An 18,119-nucleotide genomic window follows, 5' to 3' on the forward strand; every position below is an offset into this window, starting at 1 on the left:
GTCCTTGTTGCACCCGGCAGACGAAGCGCCTTCTTTTGTGACACAGTAAGACTAGAGATCCTGGTTCGAATCCAGGCCCGGGACCAATCCAGAGATCACTAAGCAGTCGCAGTCTGGGCGTTCGCACCTACTGCCGATTAACATCACTAGGTGTGGCTGCCAAATTGAAGCGCGATCACGCCATAGTGCGAACCGCTCAAGCCGAAAACTTAGGTACATTTGCGGGGAGCTCTGGTAGCGGGGAGAGACTCGAACCCCGACATCGATTTTTGTCCTGAGTGCAGTTCGCATAGCTTTTCGCGATCGGTCGAGCACGAAGCTCTGCCCGTGAGGGGCGCTATCAACTCGCAAGCCTTCGAATGCTCTGCCCTTGCGGCGCCACTCTTAGACCGCCCAGGCTCTACGGACGTCAGATCACTCCAAAAACGAGCGGCCCACACTTGCCCTCAATGGATTTTTCTAGATCTCCCGGTGCACACGTCGTGCACACGCCGGCTTCTAACCAATTGAAAAATTTGAACTCTCGCTCCAATCCATCCTGGGGAAGTTTGAGCTAGGTTCAGCCAGCGAAAGCTTGCTAGATCATCGTTTTCTTGGTTCGAATCATATCAGGCGGCGTCGGCGAGTTTGTAGGACCAAGTATGGACGACGGGATGGCGATTGACGTCGTCGATTCCGGCCATGATGCGCTCTTTGAGTTCGTGCTTTGATGTAACCCTGATGTGACGCAGGACGGAGCGGGCGAACTTGGAGAAGAAGCCCTCGATGAGGTTGAGCCAGGAGCCGTGCTTGGGCGTGAAGGTAAACTGGAAGCGGCCTGCCGGTCGTGTGTCGAGCCAGGCTCTGGTTTCCCTCGAGATGTGCGCGGAATGATTGTCGAGGATCAACTTGATCGCGGTCCTGGCCGGATAGGCGGCATCGAGAAGCTTGAGGAATTCTACGAACTCTCGGCTGCGGTGGCGGTCTTTGACGAGCGCGTGGACCTTCCCGGTGAGCAGGTCAATGCCCGCCAACAGGCTGAGCGTGCCGTGACGTTTGTACTCATGATCGCGCGCGAAGGTCGCATGTACGCCCGGCACAGGCGGCAGATCCGGCGCTGTCGTCGCGACGGCCTGGATTCCCGGCTTCTCGTCGTAGGAGACGATCGCTACCGGTTTGTCCGACTTCTTCGATCGGGCGGCGGCTTTTTTCAGGACCTGGACCTCGCGATAGACATACAGAACCTCAGCCATCTTCTGCTCGAACTCGGCGTCGCGGTTTTCAAGATAGTAGCGCACCTTGTGCGGCTTGATTTCCTGCTGACCGAGAAGCTTGCACACCGTGCCCTGAACCAGACGGGCGAGACATTCATGTCCGGACGGCGTGATCACCGGCTCCTTGCCCGGTCGCGGGCGCTCATCGAGCGCCGCCAGCGCGCCATCAGCCGCCGCCCGCTCGACGCAGCGCTGGACCGTCTGATGATGGGCGCCAAGTCTTTGTCCCACCGCAAAGAACGACGGGGTCTCGCGGTAGGCAAGCAGCATCGCAGCCCGCGATACCCGGCGCGCCGGTTCGGTCCGCGACCGCGAAAGAGCCGTCAACGTTTCAATCTCTTCGTCGGTCATCGCCAACTCGACCCCTTGCCGCCATCCTGCCATGATGAAACTCCTCGTTCAGTCAATCGCAAACGAGGAATCCACAAACAAACCTCCCGTTCCATGACTGCCAAGTTCATGGAATCGGTCGTCTAGTCGGCCACCTTGATTGGCTCAATATGAAAGACCATCGCGACATTTGGCAGATGGTTCTCCGAACTTGACATCAAGAGCAGACGATTGACGGTGTTGTCCTGGATCCCGCCCTGCAGGAACAGACCGGCAATTCGCGCTTGTTTGAGCGGGATATCGGCTTTTTGAAGACTCTGCTGCGCCGGTGTGTGCGTACGCGTGAAGCGGCCGGCCAGCCCCTGCTCAACATTCGGCTTGCGGCCGCGATCGCCGCGTTTCGTTACATACTTGAATGCGTCGCGCATAACTTGATGATACCCGAAAAACGACGTATCCGACGCTAACGCCACGACGTCAGACGCCGTTTGTGGAAACGCAAACACGGACTCACGAATAGCGCGGGCGAGCTCGGGTACCGCCATTGTTGGTATGCGTGCCGACCGGGCTGCGGCCATGAGTATTTCTTGCCAGCGAGCCGGGCTGTCGGTGACGATGCTGGCACCTGTCGCTTGAGCCAAATACATGGCCATCTCAAAATTCGGCGCCAATTTCGCCATGTTAAGGCTAGCCGCCCTCACCGCTCTCAAACGGCTCTTGCTGGAGGACGGCCAGCGGATCCTGTTCTTGAAGTCGAAGCATTGCTTGCAGCATGGTCTCGCGTTCGGCTTCGTCTTTGTCAGGAAACACCTTTTGCATCTGCGAACGCAAGGCCCGCTGCGGCATGGACATGATACCGCGCTGGGCGTCCTCCCTCATCAAGACCTTCGTGCGATGGTCTTCGTATATTCGCGGGTCATTACCGACCGATCGGGATCGCGCCATCTGCCACATCTGGTCGCGAAGATGTTTGTCAAAGTCACACGGATCAGGGATCAGATTGACCAAGCCGCGCTCGACCAACGGCATTACTGTGTAAAAGAACGCAATCGATTTGAGTACCTCCTGACGATAGGCACTCCGATTTTTGACGGGACTAAATTTGGGGTTCAGAATGCGCGCATTCACGAACGGGTGCTGAATAATCAACTCTCCAAAATACAGCGATGCCCCGAGCGCGTAGTCCGCTATCGCGTCGGGGTGAATAGCGCCGGTATAGATCGCCCGCGGCGTCCCGTCGGGCTTCGGGAGGAGCTGCAAAAGGTCGGTCTGTTCCGGCCATAGACCTTCGTACAAATGATAGATTTGCTTGATTTTCTCGTCGGTCATTTCGCGGCGGATGGTGACCCAATCTTTTTCCGTTTCGGCGAGCCCGAGCACATGCTCAAGGGCGTTGTAAAACATGATGTTGCGTTCGCGGATGCTGCGCTCGGTCCACGTTGGTCGCAACGCGGGCGGTTTCGAAGCGCAGCAGTCCTTAAAGCGTTGTCCGTAGCCGCATCCGCGCACACATCATTGGGTCGCAGGGGTTTGGCGCGGCCGGCTTCTGCAGCCATTCACGCTCCTTTTCGGTCCTGCCGAACGCGTCCTGGTAATGGACGTGACCGCTCTCGAACTTAGCGAACATCTCGCCGCCATAGTGGAAGATTTCGTTTTCGGGCGGTAAGAGAACGCGTCGGCATTCACTCCAATCTTCGGTTTCGTCCGGCTACAGCCACTCCTTGCGGCCCGCGGCAATAAAGCGGCGGGCTCTCGCTCGGATAATCCGATTGATGCGCGCAACATCGGGCGCGGCGAACTTACGCACGCGGATGAAGGCGTCGGTTCGAACCATTGAATTTCGGTAGTTTCGCGCAAAGGTCCGCTTCTCGAGCGGGTTTGCATCGGGGTTCTGCGCATATTCAAGATTGGTGAGGATCAGACAGAAGTCACGTGAGAGTGGAAAAAGTGTCTGCGACGCCTTCAGTGCGATCGACGGGTCGAGCGGATACGCGCCGAGCGTAGCATCAGGCGGTACCGCATGATTATAAATGGTGACCGGATGATCGCTGGTGATGAATTTGATCTCGGAGTCATCGGCGGCCACAATTTCGCGCACGCCCTCGGCCCAGATAGTGCAGTGCATCGAGCGAATGCCTTGCATTTCGAACATGAGATCGTTTTGCGTCAAAGCAGGATACTGCGCTTTCAACCAATCGAGTCCCTTGGGTGTGCGGATTTTCTGCACGTCGATGTATTGGAACAGAGTTTGAAAATGCTCGTGCCACTTGCCGGGGTCGTTCTCACAAAACGCTCGCACGGCCTGCGCGCCCTTGGCATCGACATCGCCAAACAATCGGCGCTCGATCTCGTCGCTGACGACCGTGCCGAAGAACGTCGAATAGAGATCTTTCTGTTGAAAGCACTGGGTAGTCGGCCAATGGATCAGGGACTTGCCAATCGTGACAATCCGACCGTCATCGAGTGCTTTCTGAGGCGGCGTGAGATCAAAATAGGCGAGCGTATTGCGCCCCGGCTCAAAGAAGCCGGCCTGATACCACCGCGGAACATAGTGATTGTTTCTTGTTGGCGACATGCCCACCGATTTGTAGCGCCGCTCCCGAGCGACGAGCTGTAAGTCCACTTCACGCGCCTATTGTATCGACGAGCCGTCAGCGCCGGGCCATCGATCGGGCACTCCTGATATGGGGTCGAATTGCCAACCGGTTAAGCCGCATGCCCACAGCGTTCAGCTTTTTCGCGGCAATACGACGAGCTAAGCCTAATGGCTCGTCATCGCAGGCCAACGCCGGCCACGTTCGATACCTGCAAAGAACGACCGGCTTGGTCCATCGGCTTTGTTGCTATACGAAACCTAGCGTTTGCTGGAAGACCGCAAAGCGAAACTTGTCGGCTTCAAGCACGCGAACAAATTAAGAACAAAAAATCAAGGACTTAATGGATGCACTTGCGATGGCAGGAACCATCCCCATATACAGTTGGTAGGTTGTCGGCCACCCCCTAAAGTTGCCACCTCACGACCGGAAGAAGCATTTATCGCGGGCCTCGTTCTCTGTCGGCATTCAACGGGCATAAGGCGGTGGCCCGCGGCGTTTCGCGGTCTCTTCATCGGCATTGATCGTTACGTCTCAGCCAGCATCCGTCAGCAGCACGGTCGATCCGCCGAGCGTGTCAAAGAACAGCGCTTCGAGCGCCATTGCATCGCGACGCGCACATGTCAGCTCATCAATGCCGATGCCACGCGCTCACGTGTCGAGGCGGCTTTTGCGGACCTGTCCGGGTGTGATCCCGAAGATACGGTGGTGATTGCCTTCTCCGGCCACGGATCGGAGTCGCACGAACTTGTGACGCATGACGCGGATCTGGCCGATCTCACGGGCACTGCCATCCCGCTCGATCTGTTGCAGGATTGGTTTTCGCGCATTCCAGCAAAGCGTTTGATCCTCTTCCTCGATTGCTGTTTCTCCGGCGGCATTGGAGCGAAGGTGCTGCACGTCGACACGAAGGCCCGGAGCATCATGTCAACCGACGCGAGGCTCGCCCAGCTTGCGGGCGCAGGGCGTATTATTTTCACGGCATCTGCCGCAACCGAACCCGCCTACGAACACCGTCGCTTCGGGCATGGGTTCCTCACCCATTTCTTGCTGGAGGCGTTGCGCGGTGCTGAAGAAGTCGTTGGCGGAGGCAAGATCTCGCTCTACCGGATGCTCGAACACGTCACGAACCGGGTAAAGGCTGCCGCGTCTCAAGTTGGAAAGCTGCAAAATCCGACCATGCGTGGAACCATCGATGGTGACATTGAATGGCCCGTGTTTGTAGCAGGCGCAAAGTATCAGGCTGCATTCCCGTCGCGATTGCCAGCCAGTGTGTCATCAGATCTCTCTAGTCTTGCTGCGGCTGGATTCCCGAGCGCACTGATTGCTGCCTGGGGCGGTGCGATCCCATCTCTGAATGCGATTCAGACAACTGCCATCAACGACTTCGGCGTATTGGATGGCGAGAATCTTGTCGTCTCGGCTCCGACCTCGTCTGGCAAGACGATGGTGGGCGAGTTAGCGGCATTGCGAAGTGTGCTGGTCGCAAGCGGGCCCTGTTCCTGTTACCGCTCAAGGCTCTTGTCGCCGACAAGCGTCGTCATTTCGCGAACGTCTATGGTGCCTTCGGTGTTCGGACGGTGGAAGCCACTGGTGAAACCGATGACATCACGCCGTTGCTTCGGGGCCAATACGATATTGGCCTCCTGACCTACGAAAAGTTTGCGGCTATCGCCCTCACTTTTCCGCACGTGCTGGCGCAGGTCGGCACGATTGTTATTGATGAAGCACAAATGATTGCCGACAGCAGGCGCGGCGCCAATCTCGAATTTGATTCGGATGCGTCGCCGTGAGGGGGTTGAACCACAATTGATCGCCCTAATGCTGATCTTGAACGCGAAGAACGCCGGATCGTGGAAGAAGAGTTTCGACGGTCCGGCTCCGGGCTGCGGGTCATTGCTGCGACAACCACGTTGGCGATGGGCATAAATACGCCCGCCTCTTCGGTAATCATTGCCGGGCTGACTCATCCCGGCGATGAACCGTATTCCGTAGCAGAGTACAAGAATCTCGTCGGTCGTGCTGGCCGGCTTGGTTTTGCTGAAAAAGGCGCCTCATATCTGTTGGCGCTCGATCCGCGTGCCGAACATGATCTCTGGTCGCGGTATGTGAAGGCGACGCCGGAGGATTTGGTGTCGCGCTTCCTCGATGAAAAGACAGATCCCCGTTCCCTTATCATCCGCGTCTTGGTTGCCGCCCGTCGCGCGGCCGGCGAAGGGGCCGCAAGTGAGGAGATCGTCGAATTCCTCGAATCCAGCTTTGGAGCCTTTCAGGCGAGGCGCGCGAGCACGGGATGGCAGTGGAGCCGAGCCGATCTTGTCTTGGCTTTGGCGGATTTGGAACAACATCACCTTTTGGAGAAAAATGCGGCAGGCGCTTTTGAACTCACCAAGCTTGGACGTCTCGCTGGAGAAAGCGCAGCTGAGGTGGGGTCCATCGTTGCGCTGGTGGACTGCCTCGCGTCGCTTCAACCCGAAGAAATTAGCGATCCTGTTCTAATTGCGGCGGCGCAAACGACTGTCGAGGTCGATCAGGTTTTGTTCCCGATCAACAAGAAGAGCACGCAGAAGGAACCACAACTTTGGCCTAATGAGCTCCGGGGACAAGGCGTGCCTTGGCAGGTTTTGAATGCGCTTCAGCGGGGGATAACCGAAAGTCATCAGGCCACGTTGCGCGCCAAGAAAGCTGTCGCCTGCTTGTTGTTTGTGTCCGGCCGAGCGATGAACGAGATCGAACGCGTGCTGACGCTTTGGTGGGGGCTTTGGTGGAGCGGCAGGCCCTATCCGCTCGGTAGCGGCACGGACTTGCGATCTTGTACCTGTTGCTGCGCGTGTTGCAGAGATATTGCACCCGACGCTTGACCTGGGTAACCGCGTCGGGTTGGCTGGCCGTTAGACTTACCTACGGCGTTCCAAGCGCGGCCGCGGAATTGGCCCAGTTTGCCGGGGCCGAACTCTTGCGGGGCGATTATTGCCGCCTCGCCGCAGCGCATCTTTGCGAGCCGGACCCCATAAGCGCTGCCTCGGATGAGCAGCTCCTTGCTTGCCTTGATGAGGACAAGCGGAAGCTCCAGCTCATTCGGGACGTTGCCAAACGGATTGCAAGACAGCGGACGCAAGCGGCAGCGTCCAAGACTCCGGTACTTGAGGCTTACGTGGCATAACGGCGGGATTGGTAGCGGCGGAGCCCCATGATTACCGATGCTGAAATCGAGCAAAAGCGGATTCGCTTGGACTGTTAGCCCCGAAGGCCCTAACCTGCTCCAATATCTCGCGAATTTCTGGTGATGGAGCAAGGCATAGAGTTCTATAAGTGTCCAAGAGCCCCAGCCAGCCGCCGACGGTCTCCGATACGCGCATAGCGCTTCATCCAGACATGGCTCCACGATCTCGCGGCACAATGCCCGAGGCTTAACAGCGTTATCCTCGAAAATTGGCTGACAGCAGAGAGCTGGACGCCGTGCGCGGCGTCCTGCCCGTCGCCTTTATCCAACCCTTGCTTCGCTTGTTGGCAACGACGCAACGAGCGGTGCCTTGATCGCGATGTTATTCTGAATGTGGACCATCCAGCCGTCCCGGTCGTTCAGCTTTCCGTCGGAGTCGATCGTCACCTCCGCCTTGCTGACCGATTGCCCGACATTGCCACCGATCACATAGGCAACTTTCTTCTCCTTATCGACCTCCACCACGATATCCGAATGGCTGATGAACCAGCCTTTCTCCACCGCATTATCGTAAGTGATCCCCGCCTGGCGCGGCCTCGCAATGAGATCACCGGGCTCGAGCGGGATTTCACCGGGCCGAAAGCCGACAAGCGACGCCTTCAGTTTCCCGTTGCGCTTGTTCTTGATCGACAGAACCATCCAGGTTGCGTGGCCCGACGAATAGGGGAACGCCGACCCGGCCCCGGCCATCTGCATGCAATAGGAAATGAATGCCGCCGACCATGCCAGATCAATAGTCCCATCGAGCTTGCCCTTGGCTTTGGCAAATTTCTTGACGAGATCGTCGTATTGCTTGCTCGGAATGGCGAGCCAATAGTTTGCAACCTGGCTGGCGAACGGCTCAACGGTTTCCTTGCGCCTGTTCGGCACTCCGTTTGATGTTTTGCTCTTCGTTGTCTTCCCTTCGGGATCGATGAACTTGTCGTCCCTGTCCTCGTCCCGACCAAACCATTCCCACTGTTCTATGGCGCGAGCAATAAGTTCTTCCTGAAATGACATCACTGATCCTTTCTTGCAATCTCAAACGTAACAACACGGCAATATGCTCCACGCGCTATCGCGCGAGGCACCATTGCGGCGTCACTTCGGCGCCGGAATGGTCAAAGCTCGAAAAGATTTCCTGGATTTGTCCGCATCCTTGCACTTGTCGGTCCCATCGTCGGACAGCACCATCATGTTCGGACTGCCCGGAATTTCAAATACCGCTTCAGGCGCGAAATCGTCTGGGAGTTTGATTTTCTTCATCATGCGCGGCTTTTTGTCGGTCCCGCTCCAGGTGAAGAGGGCGAATGGCGGCTTGATATCGGACTCCTCGGCTTTGCCGTGCGGCCCGGCAACGATGACGTAGACATTGTTTATCCATTCGATGCTGCGGATGCCGCGCCCCTCGAGATCGAGCCATTTTGGATTGCCGAAGACGGGCTTCTTGCCGGCGTCCACTACGTCGGCGGGATTGCTGAGAGGGATCACTATTGCTTCTTTGCCGGGACGCGGATTGCGAAATCCAATCAGGAGGCCACCTTCGGGCGTCGCAGCGAGGCCTTCGATATTGAAACCCTTCTTTGCTTCGGGAGCTGGCCCTTTCTTTTCATCGGGCCCGAAGGCCTTGGAAAGTCTCAGCGGCTTCAGCTTCGGGTCGTCGAGCATGCTCTCACGCAAGGCCGCATACGCGCCGGGTTTTACCGGCTCCAGACGAGGCCCATCCGGATGCGATACGATGCGGGTCGCAAACAAGCGTGACCGACCCGGCTCCGCGTTGCCATCGGAATCGCGACCATGCGAGCCGATCCAGTAGATGCGATCGCCGATACGCGCCGCCCCTTCTATGTCAGCTTCTTTGAAAACCGGTTTGCCATCAGGTCCGGGTTTCTTCTTTTTCGGAGCTTCGAGGAATTGATCCAGGTTGAGTTCTAAGATGGCAGCCTCATGTCCCGTTCGGTAGACATTGAGGACATTGCTGTCATCGTCCGCCACGGCAAAGCGATCGCGGTCAAGCGCGATCGCAGCGGAGCCGTCGCAGGCGCCGCGATACGTCGTGATCAGATCAGCGGCTTGTGCTGCCGCCACCCGGGAAGTGGTAACTGTAGATATGACGGCAATAACCAACAGGCGCAATGCAAGGGTAAGCTGGACCATGTGCCATTGCCCCAACGATCCGTAAAGCAATCACACTGCACGTGCATCGCCCGCGTGTCAAATCAGATAATACAACCCCATGTTAAATCCGTAACTGCGATCAAACGCCCGCCACCACCGGCAACTCCGCGATCATGCGAATGCCGGGCCGTCTCCGCCAATGAATCTGCGACGGCTCGACCGCCAGCTTGAGCGCGGGCCAGCGCGTGAACAGCGCCTGCAGTGCGCAAATTCCCTCGATCCGCGCGAGTTGATGGCCGAGGCAGAAATGAATTCCCGTCCCGAACGCCAGATGCCGGTTCGGCCGCCGCTCGAGATCGAGGCGTTCGGGACACTCGTTAGCCTGCGGGTCCAGATTGGCGGCGACGATCATCGCCATGATCCGATCGCCCTTCTTCAGTTTCACGCCCTCGAGATCGACGTCCTGGCGCACGTAGCGCGGCTTTGAGAATTGCACAGGCGAGACGAAGCGCAGGAATTCTTCGACCGCCAGCCCTGCACGGCTCCAGTCCGCCGCGAGCCAATCGCGGCGATCCGGATCCTTCAGCAATTCGAAAACCGATCCGCTGATCAGATGCGTCGTGGTCTCGGATCCCGCGCCGAGCAGCAGAAACACCATCGAGACCATCTCGTTCGGCGTGATGCGGCTGCCTTCCTTCTCGACCCTCACCAGTTCGGCGATCAATCCTTCGCCGCCCTGTTCCCGGGCAATCTGTAAACGTCCCTGCAGATAGCGCCGCATCCTGATGAGCCCGCCCATCAGGCGCACAAGGCCGAAGGCGCTGGTGAGGTTCGCGATCGAATTGGCCCAGGCAATGAATTTCGGCCGGTCGGCCGGCGGCAGGCCGAGGAGCTCGCAAATCACCGCAAGCGGCAGCATCCGCGCATAACGCTGCACCAGATCGACAGGACTACCGGCCGCAAACAAGTCATCGGCGAGGCGATCTGCGATGGCGCGGATATGCGGTTCCATGTCAAGCACGGCACGGCGGCGGAACGCCTCGTCGACGATATTGCGCAGGCGCGTGTGGTCCGGCTCGTCCATCGTCAGCATATTGTTGGCGACTGCTGCGATGAACCTTGGCATCCACCAGGGCAGGCCGGCGAGCGACCCGCCCTCCTTCCGCAGCGTGAAAAACGCGCTGTCTTTCAGCACGCGCGCCGTCGTCTCATAGGTCGTGGTGATCCAGACCCGGCCGATGATCGGAAATTTCGTGGCGACGACGGGAGCGGATGCGCGCAAGCTCGCGACGCCCGCTTCCGGATGACGAAAAAACGCCTCGCTGGTGAAATCCACATGCTTCAGCATCGACCGCCTCGCAACGCCGTTCACGCCGCATCAAGATGGTGCGCAATGGCGCGGACGCAAGCTCGATCCTGCCGGGTTACAGTTCCTTCATTGCAGCAAAGGTCGTGGAATTGCCGTGGAGTAAGCTCCTCACACCGGCGGTGTGCCGTGGGTGTGAAACGATTCGATCGTCTTCAGCCCCCAGGCCTGGCCTTTCTTTCGCTCTTCCTCGGTCCAGACGATCGGTTTCCAATCGGGCGCGAGGATCAAGCGGGCGCCAGCGTTCGCGACCTCGACGCGGTTGCCGCCGGGCTCCCATACATAGAGGAAGAAAGTCTGCTGGATCGCGTGCTTGTGCGGGCCGGCCTCGATGTAGACGCCGTTCTCGAGAAAGATATCGGCGGCGCGCAGGATTTCCTCGCGGCTGTCGAGCGCGTAGGTGACGTGATGGAAGCGGCCGGCCCTGCCATAGTGATCGCGGGTATAGGCGAAGTCGTAGCTCTTGTTCGACATCGTCATCCACATCGCGGCTTCCGTGCCGTCGTTGAGCACGATCTGCTCGGTGGTGCGCAGGCCGAGATAGTTCTCGAAGAAGAGACGGTTCGCCTTGATGTCGACCGCGAGGCAATTGAGATGATCGAGCCGGCGGACATTGACGCCGCGCGCCGGAAATCGCTGCGCCTGGTTCTTCAGCGCGGGCTTCAATTCCGGCGGTGGCTGATACCACTCGGTCTCGTAATACAGCTCAACGATGTGACCATCGGGATCGCGGCAGCGGAACGCCGGCCCCTGCCCCATGTCGCCGTCGACCCAGCCGATATCGAAGCCGGAGCCCTTCAGCGCAGCAACGCGGCGCTCCAGCGCCTGCGGGCTGCGGGCGCGCAACGCCATGTGCTCCATGCCTGAGGTCTTTGAGGCCGTCAGCTTGAGCGAATAGCGCTCGTAATCGTCCCAGCCGCGCAGATAGACCGATTCGCCTTTTTGTCCGCTGACGGTCATGCCCATGACCTCGACGAAGAATTTCAGGCTTTCGTCCGGCTTCGGCGTCAGCAATTCCATGTGGCCGAGATGGGCGAGATCGAAAATCGGCTCGGGGGTCATGTTGCTTTCTCCTGATCGTTCAATTTTCCGGTCGTCATACCCCGCGAAGGCGGGGTATCCAGTACGCCGCGCCGTCGAGATTGACCGAAGCGCCGCGGAGTACCGGATCATCCGCCTTCGCGGATGATGACACCGTGCAGGTGCTACCAAAGCGCCCGCGTTACGTCGTCGAACAGGTCGTCCACGCTGAACGCACGCGGGATGAGCTTTTGCTGCGCGGAATAATCGATGATCAGTTGCAGCGAACGCTGCATTTCGTCTCGGCTAAAGCGCGGCGCGGCCGGCGAAGCGGCGGCGGCCGCGGACAGCAGTCGATGGACCTCCCGCACCACGTCCGGATGCTGGTCGGACAGAGCCCGGCTCACCACCACCATGTGGTTGATCGGCACCACCCTGTGCTTTTCGAACCAGGCTTTCTCTTCGGTGGCGACATCGGCAAACAGCGGCTTCAAATCCGGATGATCCGATTTTTCGCCGAGCACTGCGTCGAGTTCTCCATCGATCAGCATCTGGATGATCTGCTTGCCTGCGGGCGCCCGCTTGGTCGTATCCGTGAATTCGGCGACATGGGCGTCCTCGAACGTCACCCAGTCGATCGAATCGAGATCGACGCCGTAATCATTGGCAAGGATGCCGCGCAGCCATGCGCCGGTCGTGGTGGTGAAGGAGCGGATGCCGACGCGCTTACCGTTGAGGTCGCGTGGCGCGAGCTTTCCCGCCTTCGCATTGTAGAGCGCGTTCCCATGCTGAAACCGCGCCAGCACGACATCCGGCAACAGGACCATCGGCTTCTCAAAAGACTTCGCCATCAGATAAGTGACGATCGCCATCTCCGAGACGTCAAACGCCCCTTCGCGGACCATCGGCTTGAAGCCTTTGTTGGTTGGCGAATACTGCGCGAAATCGAACTCGACCAGATCCGATCTGATCGATCCATTCTTCAGCGCAGTCGTGCCGGGATGGTCGCCGAGCAAGGTGCGCAGGCGCATCGCCACCTCAGTCCTCCTCCAGCTCGTCGACATAAACGAGACCGGCTTTCGCCAGCGGCTCGCGCATGTTGTACATATCGAGCCCGAGCACGCCCGAGGCCAGTTGCCGCCGCTTGCCGTCCTCATCGGCGACGCGCTTCTCGCCTTTGGTGACCACATCGGCCGCGTCCTTGCGCCCGATCACCACGACGCCATCGTCATCCGCCACCACAGCATCCCCCGGCACGACATTGATGCCGGCGCAGACTACGGGCACGTTGACCGCGCCCAGCGTCGCCTTGACCGTGCCCTTGGCCGAGATGGCCTTCGACCAAACCGGAAAGCCCATTTCACGAAGCGATTTGGCGTCGCGAACGCCGGCGTCGATGACGAGGCCGCGGACGCCGCGCGCCATCAGCGAGGTCGCGAGCAGATCGCCGAACATGCCGTCGGTATTATCCGTCGTGCAACCGACCACCAGGATGTCGCCGGGCTGGCACTGCTCGACCGCGACATGGATCATCCAGTTGTCGCCGGGCTGTGCCAGCACGGTCACGGCGGTGCCGGCGGCTTCGGCCCCGCTCCAGACCGGACGCAGATAGGGCTTCATCAGCCCAAAGCGGCCATAGGCCTCGTGCGCGGTAGCGACACCGAGCACGCCCAGCCGCTTGACGAGCTCAGCATCGGTTCGCTTGATGTTGCGGACGACGACTGTCTTCACGCCAGTTCCTCCATCGCCATCGGGAACAGCCGCTGATACGCCTCGCCATAGGTCATGGGCTTGCCCGTATTGCGGCCGCCCTGCACGCCCCTCTGCAGCGCGACCCGCTCATAGTAGGCCCACAGATGCTTCTGGGCGGCGAGAATCTCGAACGTCTTGCGCTTGATCTCCCAGACCTCGTCGATGTTGAGGATCACCTGCGGCTTGAAGTTGCACATCTCGGGCTGGTGCGGCTCGAACAGGAACACCGGCGGCGCCGAATAGGTATATTTGGCGCCGGGCTTGTGACCCATCGCCTGTGCGACCACGCGGGTTTCCTGGGCGAAGTGTGCGGCGTTCGGATGATCGAAATTATAGGGATCCTCCAGCGCATGGGTCAGCACGAAGGACGGATTGAGCTCGCGATAGATATCGACCATGCGGTCGAAATGCTTATCCGTCAGCCGCAGCGGATAATCACCGGCATCGAAGAACTCGATCTCTGCGCCCAGCATCTCCGCCGCGCGCTGCGCCTCATCGCGTCGTCCGGCCTTCACCTTCTCCATCGTCGCGCCCGCTTCTTTCCAGGCGAACTGGCTCTCGCCGCGCTCGCCGAACGACAGGCAGGCGATCTTGATGCGGTAGCCTTTCTTGGCGTGCAGCGCGATCGCGCCACCCGCACGCCAGACGAAATCGCCAGGATGCGCCGTGACCACCAGGCCCGTTTTGCCAGCATTGCTCATGACCGGGATTTCCTCCTTCGATTGTTGCACGTTGCCGGCTGCACCGGCCGCGTGACTATTGTTTGGCAATTCCTGCCCGCTCGATCACTTGGGCCCATTTGTCGATATCGGCCTTCAGCCGTTCCTGGATTTCCTCGGGCGAACTAGCCTTGGCCTGGATGCCGAGATCCAGCGCGCGCTTCTTCAACTCCGGCATGTCGAGCACCTCGCGCAGCGCGGCGTTGAGGGTACTGATCACCTCTGGCGGCGTGCCCTTAGGTGCAAAAATCGCGTTCCAGGACCGCGCCTCGAAATCGCCGCCCCCCGCTTCCTTCACGGTCGGCACGTCGGGCAAGAACGTGGTGCGCACCAGCCCTGAAGACGACACGGCAATCGCCGCCTTGTCGGCAATATGCGATCGCACAGCGCTGTAATTTTCGATCGCCATCTGAATATCGCCACGCAACAGCGCGATCATCACATCGGGCGAGCTGCGAAACGGCACGATGGTAACATCGACGCCCGCGGTCGATTTGAACAATTGCGCTGCGAGGTTTTGCGTCGATCCGACATTGATGGTGCCGACATTAAGCGTGCGGGGTTTTTCCTTAGCCGCCTTGATGAATTCAGCCAGCGTCGGATATGGCGAGCCGGCTTGCGTCACGAAGATGAAGTCGAAATAGCCCATGCTCGAGACCGGAACGAAGTCGGTGACCGGATTGAACGCCAGGTTCTTGAACAGCGACACGGAAATCGCGGTCCCATTGCTGAGCAGCGCCAGCGTATAGCCGTCGGCGGGCGCGGACAGCACGGCGCGCGCGGCATTGATGCCACCGGCGCCCGGCATGTTCTCGATGACGAAGCGCTGGCCTAGCTTTTCGCCGAGCTTTTCGGTGACCAGCCGCGCCGTGACGTCGGCAACGCCGCCGGGACCGAACGGCAAGATCAGCCGAACCGGCCGGCTCGGATAGTTTTGAGCGTGGGCGATTTGCGGAAGCAGCAACGCCGCCAGCAAGGCAGCCGCCGAGCCGAATGACACGCCGCGTCGGCTCGGAGTATCTCGCTTGCGTTTGTTCGCCATCGCACTCGCTCCTTCAGAACTCGAACAACCGCGCCGGATTGTCGACCAGGATCTTCTGCTGCAACTCCGGCTCCGGTGCAAACAGCGGAATGAGGTCGACCAGATCGCCGTCGTTGGGCATCACCTTCACATTGGGATGCGGCCAGTCGGTTCCCCAGATCACGCGGTCCGGCGCGGTCTCGACGATGCGGCGCGCGAACGGCACCGCGTCATGAAACGGTGGTCCGGCGGATGACACCCGCTCGCAGCCGCACACCTTGACCCAGCATTTCTCATCGCGCGTCATCAGGTCAATCAGCGTCCGGAACGGAAGCTGATCGAGGCCGTCAGATGCCTTGACGCGCCCCATGTGGTCGATGGTGTAGCGGACCGGCAATTTTGCGAGCATCCCGGCATATTCAGGCAGATCGATCGCATCGAAATGCAGGTCAATGTGCCAGCCGAGCGGCGCCACCATCGCGACGATGTGATGGAACACCCTCATATCGGGCACGCCGCCAAGATGACGCACGAAGTTGAAGCGGCACCCGCGGAAACCGCCTTCATGCAGTTCGCGAAGGCCGCGCTCGGTAATGGTATCGTCGATATTGGCGACGGCGCGAAACGTCCCGTTGCTGATGGCAATGGCATCGAGCGCCACGCGATTGTCGGTGCCGTGCACGCTGGCATTGACGATGACGGCGCGGCCGATCCCGAGCTTGCTGTGCAGCGCCCGGAAATCCTCGAGCGGCGCGTCCGGCGGCGTATAGGGCCGTCCCGACGCGTAGGGGTATTTGTCACCGGGGCCGAAAATATGGGTATGCGCGTCACACGCCAGCGCCGGGAGTTTGAATTTCGGCGTTCGCGTATCGGGATCGGGTCCGGGGATTGTCGGCTTGTGCATGGTGCCTTCTGCAGTGTTTTTGGTCGCGCTTCACGGCAACTCGATAGTCATGAAGCCGGATTTTCTTTCCGCTTCACGGAAGCGCCTTTTGCCGCCGGCTGGGCCAGCTTCGTCCGGCGTAACGCGCCGTCTATGTGCTCGACGTCAGACGCCTGCAACGAGGCCACCGTTGCGGTTACCAGTTGCTCGATCGCTTCCGCCATATCGGCGCCGTCGGCTTCGCCGCGGGAGAGCCTTGTGACCCGCTCCGGATTGACAAGGGTGTAGTAGAGTGCGCCGAGCAGGAATTGCGAGCGCCACACGATCGTCGTTCGTGGCAGATGCGGCAGGCTTTCCCCGATCGCTTCGATGAACGCGTTGGTGGTGTCATCGAAGATTTCCGCGATGATGCGGCCCACCACGGCGTTGCCTTCCGCCGACATCACGGCGCGCAGCCGCGTGAACCGCGCCCCGCCGCCGGCGAGGTCGCTGCTGGATGAAAACGCCGGCTGTACATAGGCCCGCACGATCGCTTCCAGGCGGTCCTGAACGTCACGCACGCGCCTCGCCGCCACCAGCAACTCAATGCGGCGCTTGTTCATCGGCCCGCAGTGCCGCTTGTAGATTTCCAGCAGCAAGCCGTCCTTGCTCTTGAAATGATAGGTGATGCTGCCCGGATTGGCGCCGGCTTCCAACGCGATGTCGCGGATCGACACGGCATTGAAGCCGCGCGTCGAGAACAACAGCTCGGCCGCGCTCAGGATGGCTTCCCGCATGTTGGGATTTCGCGTCATGGCATTTGCTTTCCGTTCTCGACTTTTGTACGTTTGTACAAATGATAAGGTCTAGTCAACAAAAATCCTATTCCAGAGGAAGGCGCCCCGCATGTCCGTTTTCAGCAAGATCCTGCGCGTATTCGCAGCCGCCACGCTTTCTCTGGCGGCCACACACGCCTACTCGGAGCAGTTCCCGACCCGGCCCGTGCGCATCCTGGTGCCCTACGCTGCCGGCGGCGCCGTCGACGTGCTGGCGCGCACGCTAGCGCAATCGCTTTCGAAGACCTGGGGACAGCATCCGGTCATCGAAAATCGGCCGGGTGCCGGCGGAATCATCGCATCGCAAGCGCTCACGCAATCGGCGCCGGACGGTTACACGCTGATCCTGGTGGCAAGCGGCCATCCGCTGAACCAGTTCTTCTATCCGAAGCTGCCCTACGACACCTTCAAGGATTTCACCGCCATCAGCGAAGTCGCCTATTCGCCGCTCGCGATCGTGGTGTCCAAGAGCAGTCAGGTGAAGAATTTGCAGGAGTTGCTGGCGACCGCGCGCGAAAAGCCGGAGTCATTGTCATACGGCATGTCCGGCAACGGCACCTCGGCCCATCTCGCCGGCGAACTTCTCAACTACATGGCCAAGATCAAGATCCAGGCAAGGGCGGCGCCCCTGCCCTCACGGCCGTCATCGCCGGCGAGATTCCGATCAGCGTCAATCCGCTGCCCGAAGTCGTCGGCCAGCTCGAGGGCAACGCCGTGCGCGCCCTTGCGGTGACAACGGCCCAGCGCTCGAAGACATTGCCCGATGTTCCCACGGTCGCGGAAGCCGGCCTGCCCGGCTATGACGCCTCCGTCTGGTGGGGCTTTCTCGGCCCCGCAGGCATGGCGCCGGAATTGGTCGCCAAAATTCATAGCGGCTTGGCCGCGGCGCTGAAGGATCCGGTCGTCCTCACCGCGCTGGAAAAGATGGGCGCCACGCCGGTCGGCAGCTCGCCAAAAGATTTCGACGCCTTCATGCGCGCCGAGGCCGCGAAGTGGGAGCCGGTGTTGAAAGAGGCGAATATCAAGGTGCAGTGAGCGCCTGCGCG

The 18,119-nt window shown here is 59.8% G+C and carries 15 protein-coding genes and 2 pseudogenes; 3 read left to right on the forward strand and 14 right to left on the reverse strand.

What is annotated here, in order from left to right; genetic code table 11:
* Nucleotides 1–608: 608 nt before the first annotated feature.
* The 4 genes from CP49_RS08715 to CP49_RS45835 all read right to left on the reverse strand — a co-directional run bounded on the left by CP49_RS08715 (nt 609) and on the right by CP49_RS45835 (nt 4,206).
* The gene (locus CP49_RS08715) at nt 609–1,637 is read right to left on the reverse strand and encodes an IS630 family transposase (protein ID WP_057849871.1); all 1,029 of its coding nucleotides are present in this window, start codon (nt 1,635–1,637) and stop codon (nt 609–611) included.
* A gap of 89 nt (nt 1,638–1,726) precedes the next feature.
* Nucleotides 1,727–2,263, reverse strand: a complete 537-nt coding sequence (locus tag CP49_RS45825; protein WP_197423051.1) for a hypothetical protein — start codon at nt 2,261–2,263, stop codon at nt 1,727–1,729.
* Nucleotides 2,264–2,270: 7 nt separating this feature from the next.
* Complete coding sequence (locus CP49_RS45830) at nt 2,271–2,987, reverse strand: hypothetical protein (RefSeq protein WP_197423052.1); 717 nt, start codon at nt 2,985–2,987, stop codon at nt 2,271–2,273.
* Nucleotides 2,988–3,291: 304 nt separating this feature from the next.
* A complete protein-coding gene (locus tag CP49_RS45835) occupies nt 3,292–4,206 on the reverse strand; it encodes a DUF4238 domain-containing protein (RefSeq protein ID WP_197423053.1) in 915 nt (304 codons plus the stop codon).
* A gap of 355 nt (nt 4,207–4,561) precedes the next feature.
* Here CP49_RS45835 and CP49_RS48885 point away from each other — a divergent pair.
* Together CP49_RS48885 and CP49_RS47090 are read left to right on the forward strand one after the other, a co-directional pair.
* Nucleotides 4,562–5,970: pseudogene (locus CP49_RS48885) on the forward strand (caspase family protein).
* Between the two features lie 60 nt (nt 5,971–6,030).
* Nucleotides 6,031–7,038 carry a hypothetical protein gene (locus CP49_RS47090; RefSeq protein ID WP_245310615.1) on the forward strand — a complete coding sequence of 336 codons (1,008 nt, stop codon included), beginning with the start codon at nt 6,031–6,033 and terminating at the stop codon, nt 7,036–7,038.
* A gap of 623 nt (nt 7,039–7,661) precedes the next feature.
* Here CP49_RS47090 and CP49_RS08730 read toward each other — a convergent pair.
* The 10 genes from CP49_RS08730 to CP49_RS08775 form a co-directional block, all read right to left on the reverse strand.
* On the reverse strand, nt 7,662–8,399 hold the full coding sequence (locus CP49_RS08730; protein WP_057849872.1) for a DUF2272 domain-containing protein: 738 nt from the start codon (nt 8,397–8,399) through the stop codon (nt 7,662–7,664).
* 81 nt (nt 8,400–8,480) lie between these two features.
* Nucleotides 8,481–9,536 carry a DUF3616 domain-containing protein gene (locus tag CP49_RS08735; RefSeq protein WP_057849873.1) on the reverse strand — a complete coding sequence of 352 codons (1,056 nt, stop codon included), beginning with the start codon at nt 9,534–9,536 and terminating at the stop codon, nt 8,481–8,483.
* Between the two features lie 100 nt (nt 9,537–9,636).
* Nucleotides 9,637–10,845, reverse strand: a complete 1,209-nt coding sequence (locus CP49_RS08740) for a cytochrome P450 (RefSeq protein WP_057849874.1) — start codon at nt 10,843–10,845, stop codon at nt 9,637–9,639.
* Between the two features lie 129 nt (nt 10,846–10,974).
* On the reverse strand, nt 10,975–11,925 hold the full coding sequence (locus CP49_RS08745; RefSeq protein WP_057849875.1) for a catechol 2,3-dioxygenase: 951 nt from the start codon (nt 11,923–11,925) through the stop codon (nt 10,975–10,977).
* Between the two features lie 143 nt (nt 11,926–12,068).
* Nucleotides 12,069–12,914, reverse strand: coding sequence for a substrate-binding domain-containing protein (locus CP49_RS08750; RefSeq protein WP_057849944.1), 846 nt, complete (start codon nt 12,912–12,914; stop codon nt 12,069–12,071).
* A gap of 7 nt (nt 12,915–12,921) precedes the next feature.
* Nucleotides 12,922–13,614, reverse strand: coding sequence for a 4-carboxy-4-hydroxy-2-oxoadipate aldolase/oxaloacetate decarboxylase (locus tag CP49_RS08755; RefSeq protein ID WP_057849876.1), 693 nt, complete (start codon nt 13,612–13,614; stop codon nt 12,922–12,924).
* Complete coding sequence (locus CP49_RS08760) at nt 13,611–14,336, reverse strand: PIG-L deacetylase family protein (RefSeq protein WP_057849877.1); 726 nt, start codon at nt 14,334–14,336, stop codon at nt 13,611–13,613. Before CP49_RS08760 ends, CP49_RS08755 begins: the two co-directional genes overlap by 4 nt.
* A gap of 55 nt (nt 14,337–14,391) precedes the next feature.
* Nucleotides 14,392–15,396, reverse strand: a complete 1,005-nt coding sequence (locus tag CP49_RS08765; RefSeq protein WP_057849878.1) for a Bug family tripartite tricarboxylate transporter substrate binding protein — start codon at nt 15,394–15,396, stop codon at nt 14,392–14,394.
* A 13-nt stretch (nt 15,397–15,409) separates the two neighbouring features.
* Nucleotides 15,410–16,279, reverse strand: a complete 870-nt coding sequence (locus CP49_RS08770) for an amidohydrolase family protein (protein WP_057849879.1) — start codon at nt 16,277–16,279, stop codon at nt 15,410–15,412.
* Nucleotides 16,280–16,326: 47 nt separating this feature from the next.
* Complete coding sequence (locus CP49_RS08775) at nt 16,327–17,052, reverse strand: TetR/AcrR family transcriptional regulator (RefSeq protein ID WP_057849880.1); 726 nt, start codon at nt 17,050–17,052, stop codon at nt 16,327–16,329.
* 91 nt (nt 17,053–17,143) lie between these two features.
* On the opposite strand from CP49_RS08775, the pseudogene CP49_RS08780 reads away from it, so the two are divergent.
* A pseudogene (locus tag CP49_RS08780) lies at nt 17,144–18,108 on the forward strand (tripartite tricarboxylate transporter substrate binding protein).
* Nucleotides 18,109–18,119 lie beyond the last annotated feature (11 nt).

This window comes from Bradyrhizobium valentinum, assembly GCF_001440405.1.
GTDB classification, from domain to species: Bacteria; Pseudomonadota; Alphaproteobacteria; order Rhizobiales; family Xanthobacteraceae; genus Bradyrhizobium; species Bradyrhizobium valentinum.

Bases quoted from the DNA above. Each gene is read 5' to 3' on its own strand.
- CP49_RS08715 (WP_057849871.1), bottom strand. From the start codon at position 1,637: ATGGCAGGATGGCGGCAAGGGGTCGAGTTGGCGATGACCGACGAAGAG.
- CP49_RS45825 (WP_197423051.1), bottom strand. From the start codon at position 2,263: ATGGCGAAATTGGCGCCGAATTTTGAGATGGCCATGTATTTGGCTCAA.
- CP49_RS45830 (WP_197423052.1), bottom strand. From the start codon at position 2,987: ATGTTTTACAACGCCCTTGAGCATGTGCTCGGGCTCGCCGAAACGGAA.
- CP49_RS08730 (WP_057849872.1), bottom strand. From the start codon at position 8,399: ATGTCATTTCAGGAAGAACTTATTGCTCGCGCCATAGAACAGTGGGAA.
- CP49_RS08735 (WP_057849873.1), bottom strand. From the start codon at position 9,536: ATGGTCCAGCTTACCCTTGCATTGCGCCTGTTGGTTATTGCCGTCATA.
- CP49_RS08740 (WP_057849874.1), bottom strand. From the start codon at position 10,845: ATGCTGAAGCATGTGGATTTCACCAGCGAGGCGTTTTTTCGTCATCCG.
- CP49_RS08745 (WP_057849875.1), bottom strand. From the start codon at position 11,925: ATGACCCCCGAGCCGATTTTCGATCTCGCCCATCTCGGCCACATGGAA.
- CP49_RS08750 (WP_057849944.1), bottom strand. From the start codon at position 12,914: ATGCGCCTGCGCACCTTGCTCGGCGACCATCCCGGCACGACTGCGCTG.
- CP49_RS08760 (WP_057849877.1), bottom strand. From the start codon at position 14,336: ATGAGCAATGCTGGCAAAACGGGCCTGGTGGTCACGGCGCATCCTGGC.
- CP49_RS08765 (WP_057849878.1), bottom strand. From the start codon at position 15,396: ATGGCGAACAAACGCAAGCGAGATACTCCGAGCCGACGCGGCGTGTCA.
- CP49_RS08770 (WP_057849879.1), bottom strand. From the start codon at position 16,279: ATGCACAAGCCGACAATCCCCGGACCCGATCCCGATACGCGAACGCCG.
- CP49_RS08775 (WP_057849880.1), bottom strand. From the start codon at position 17,052: ATGACGCGAAATCCCAACATGCGGGAAGCCATCCTGAGCGCGGCCGAG.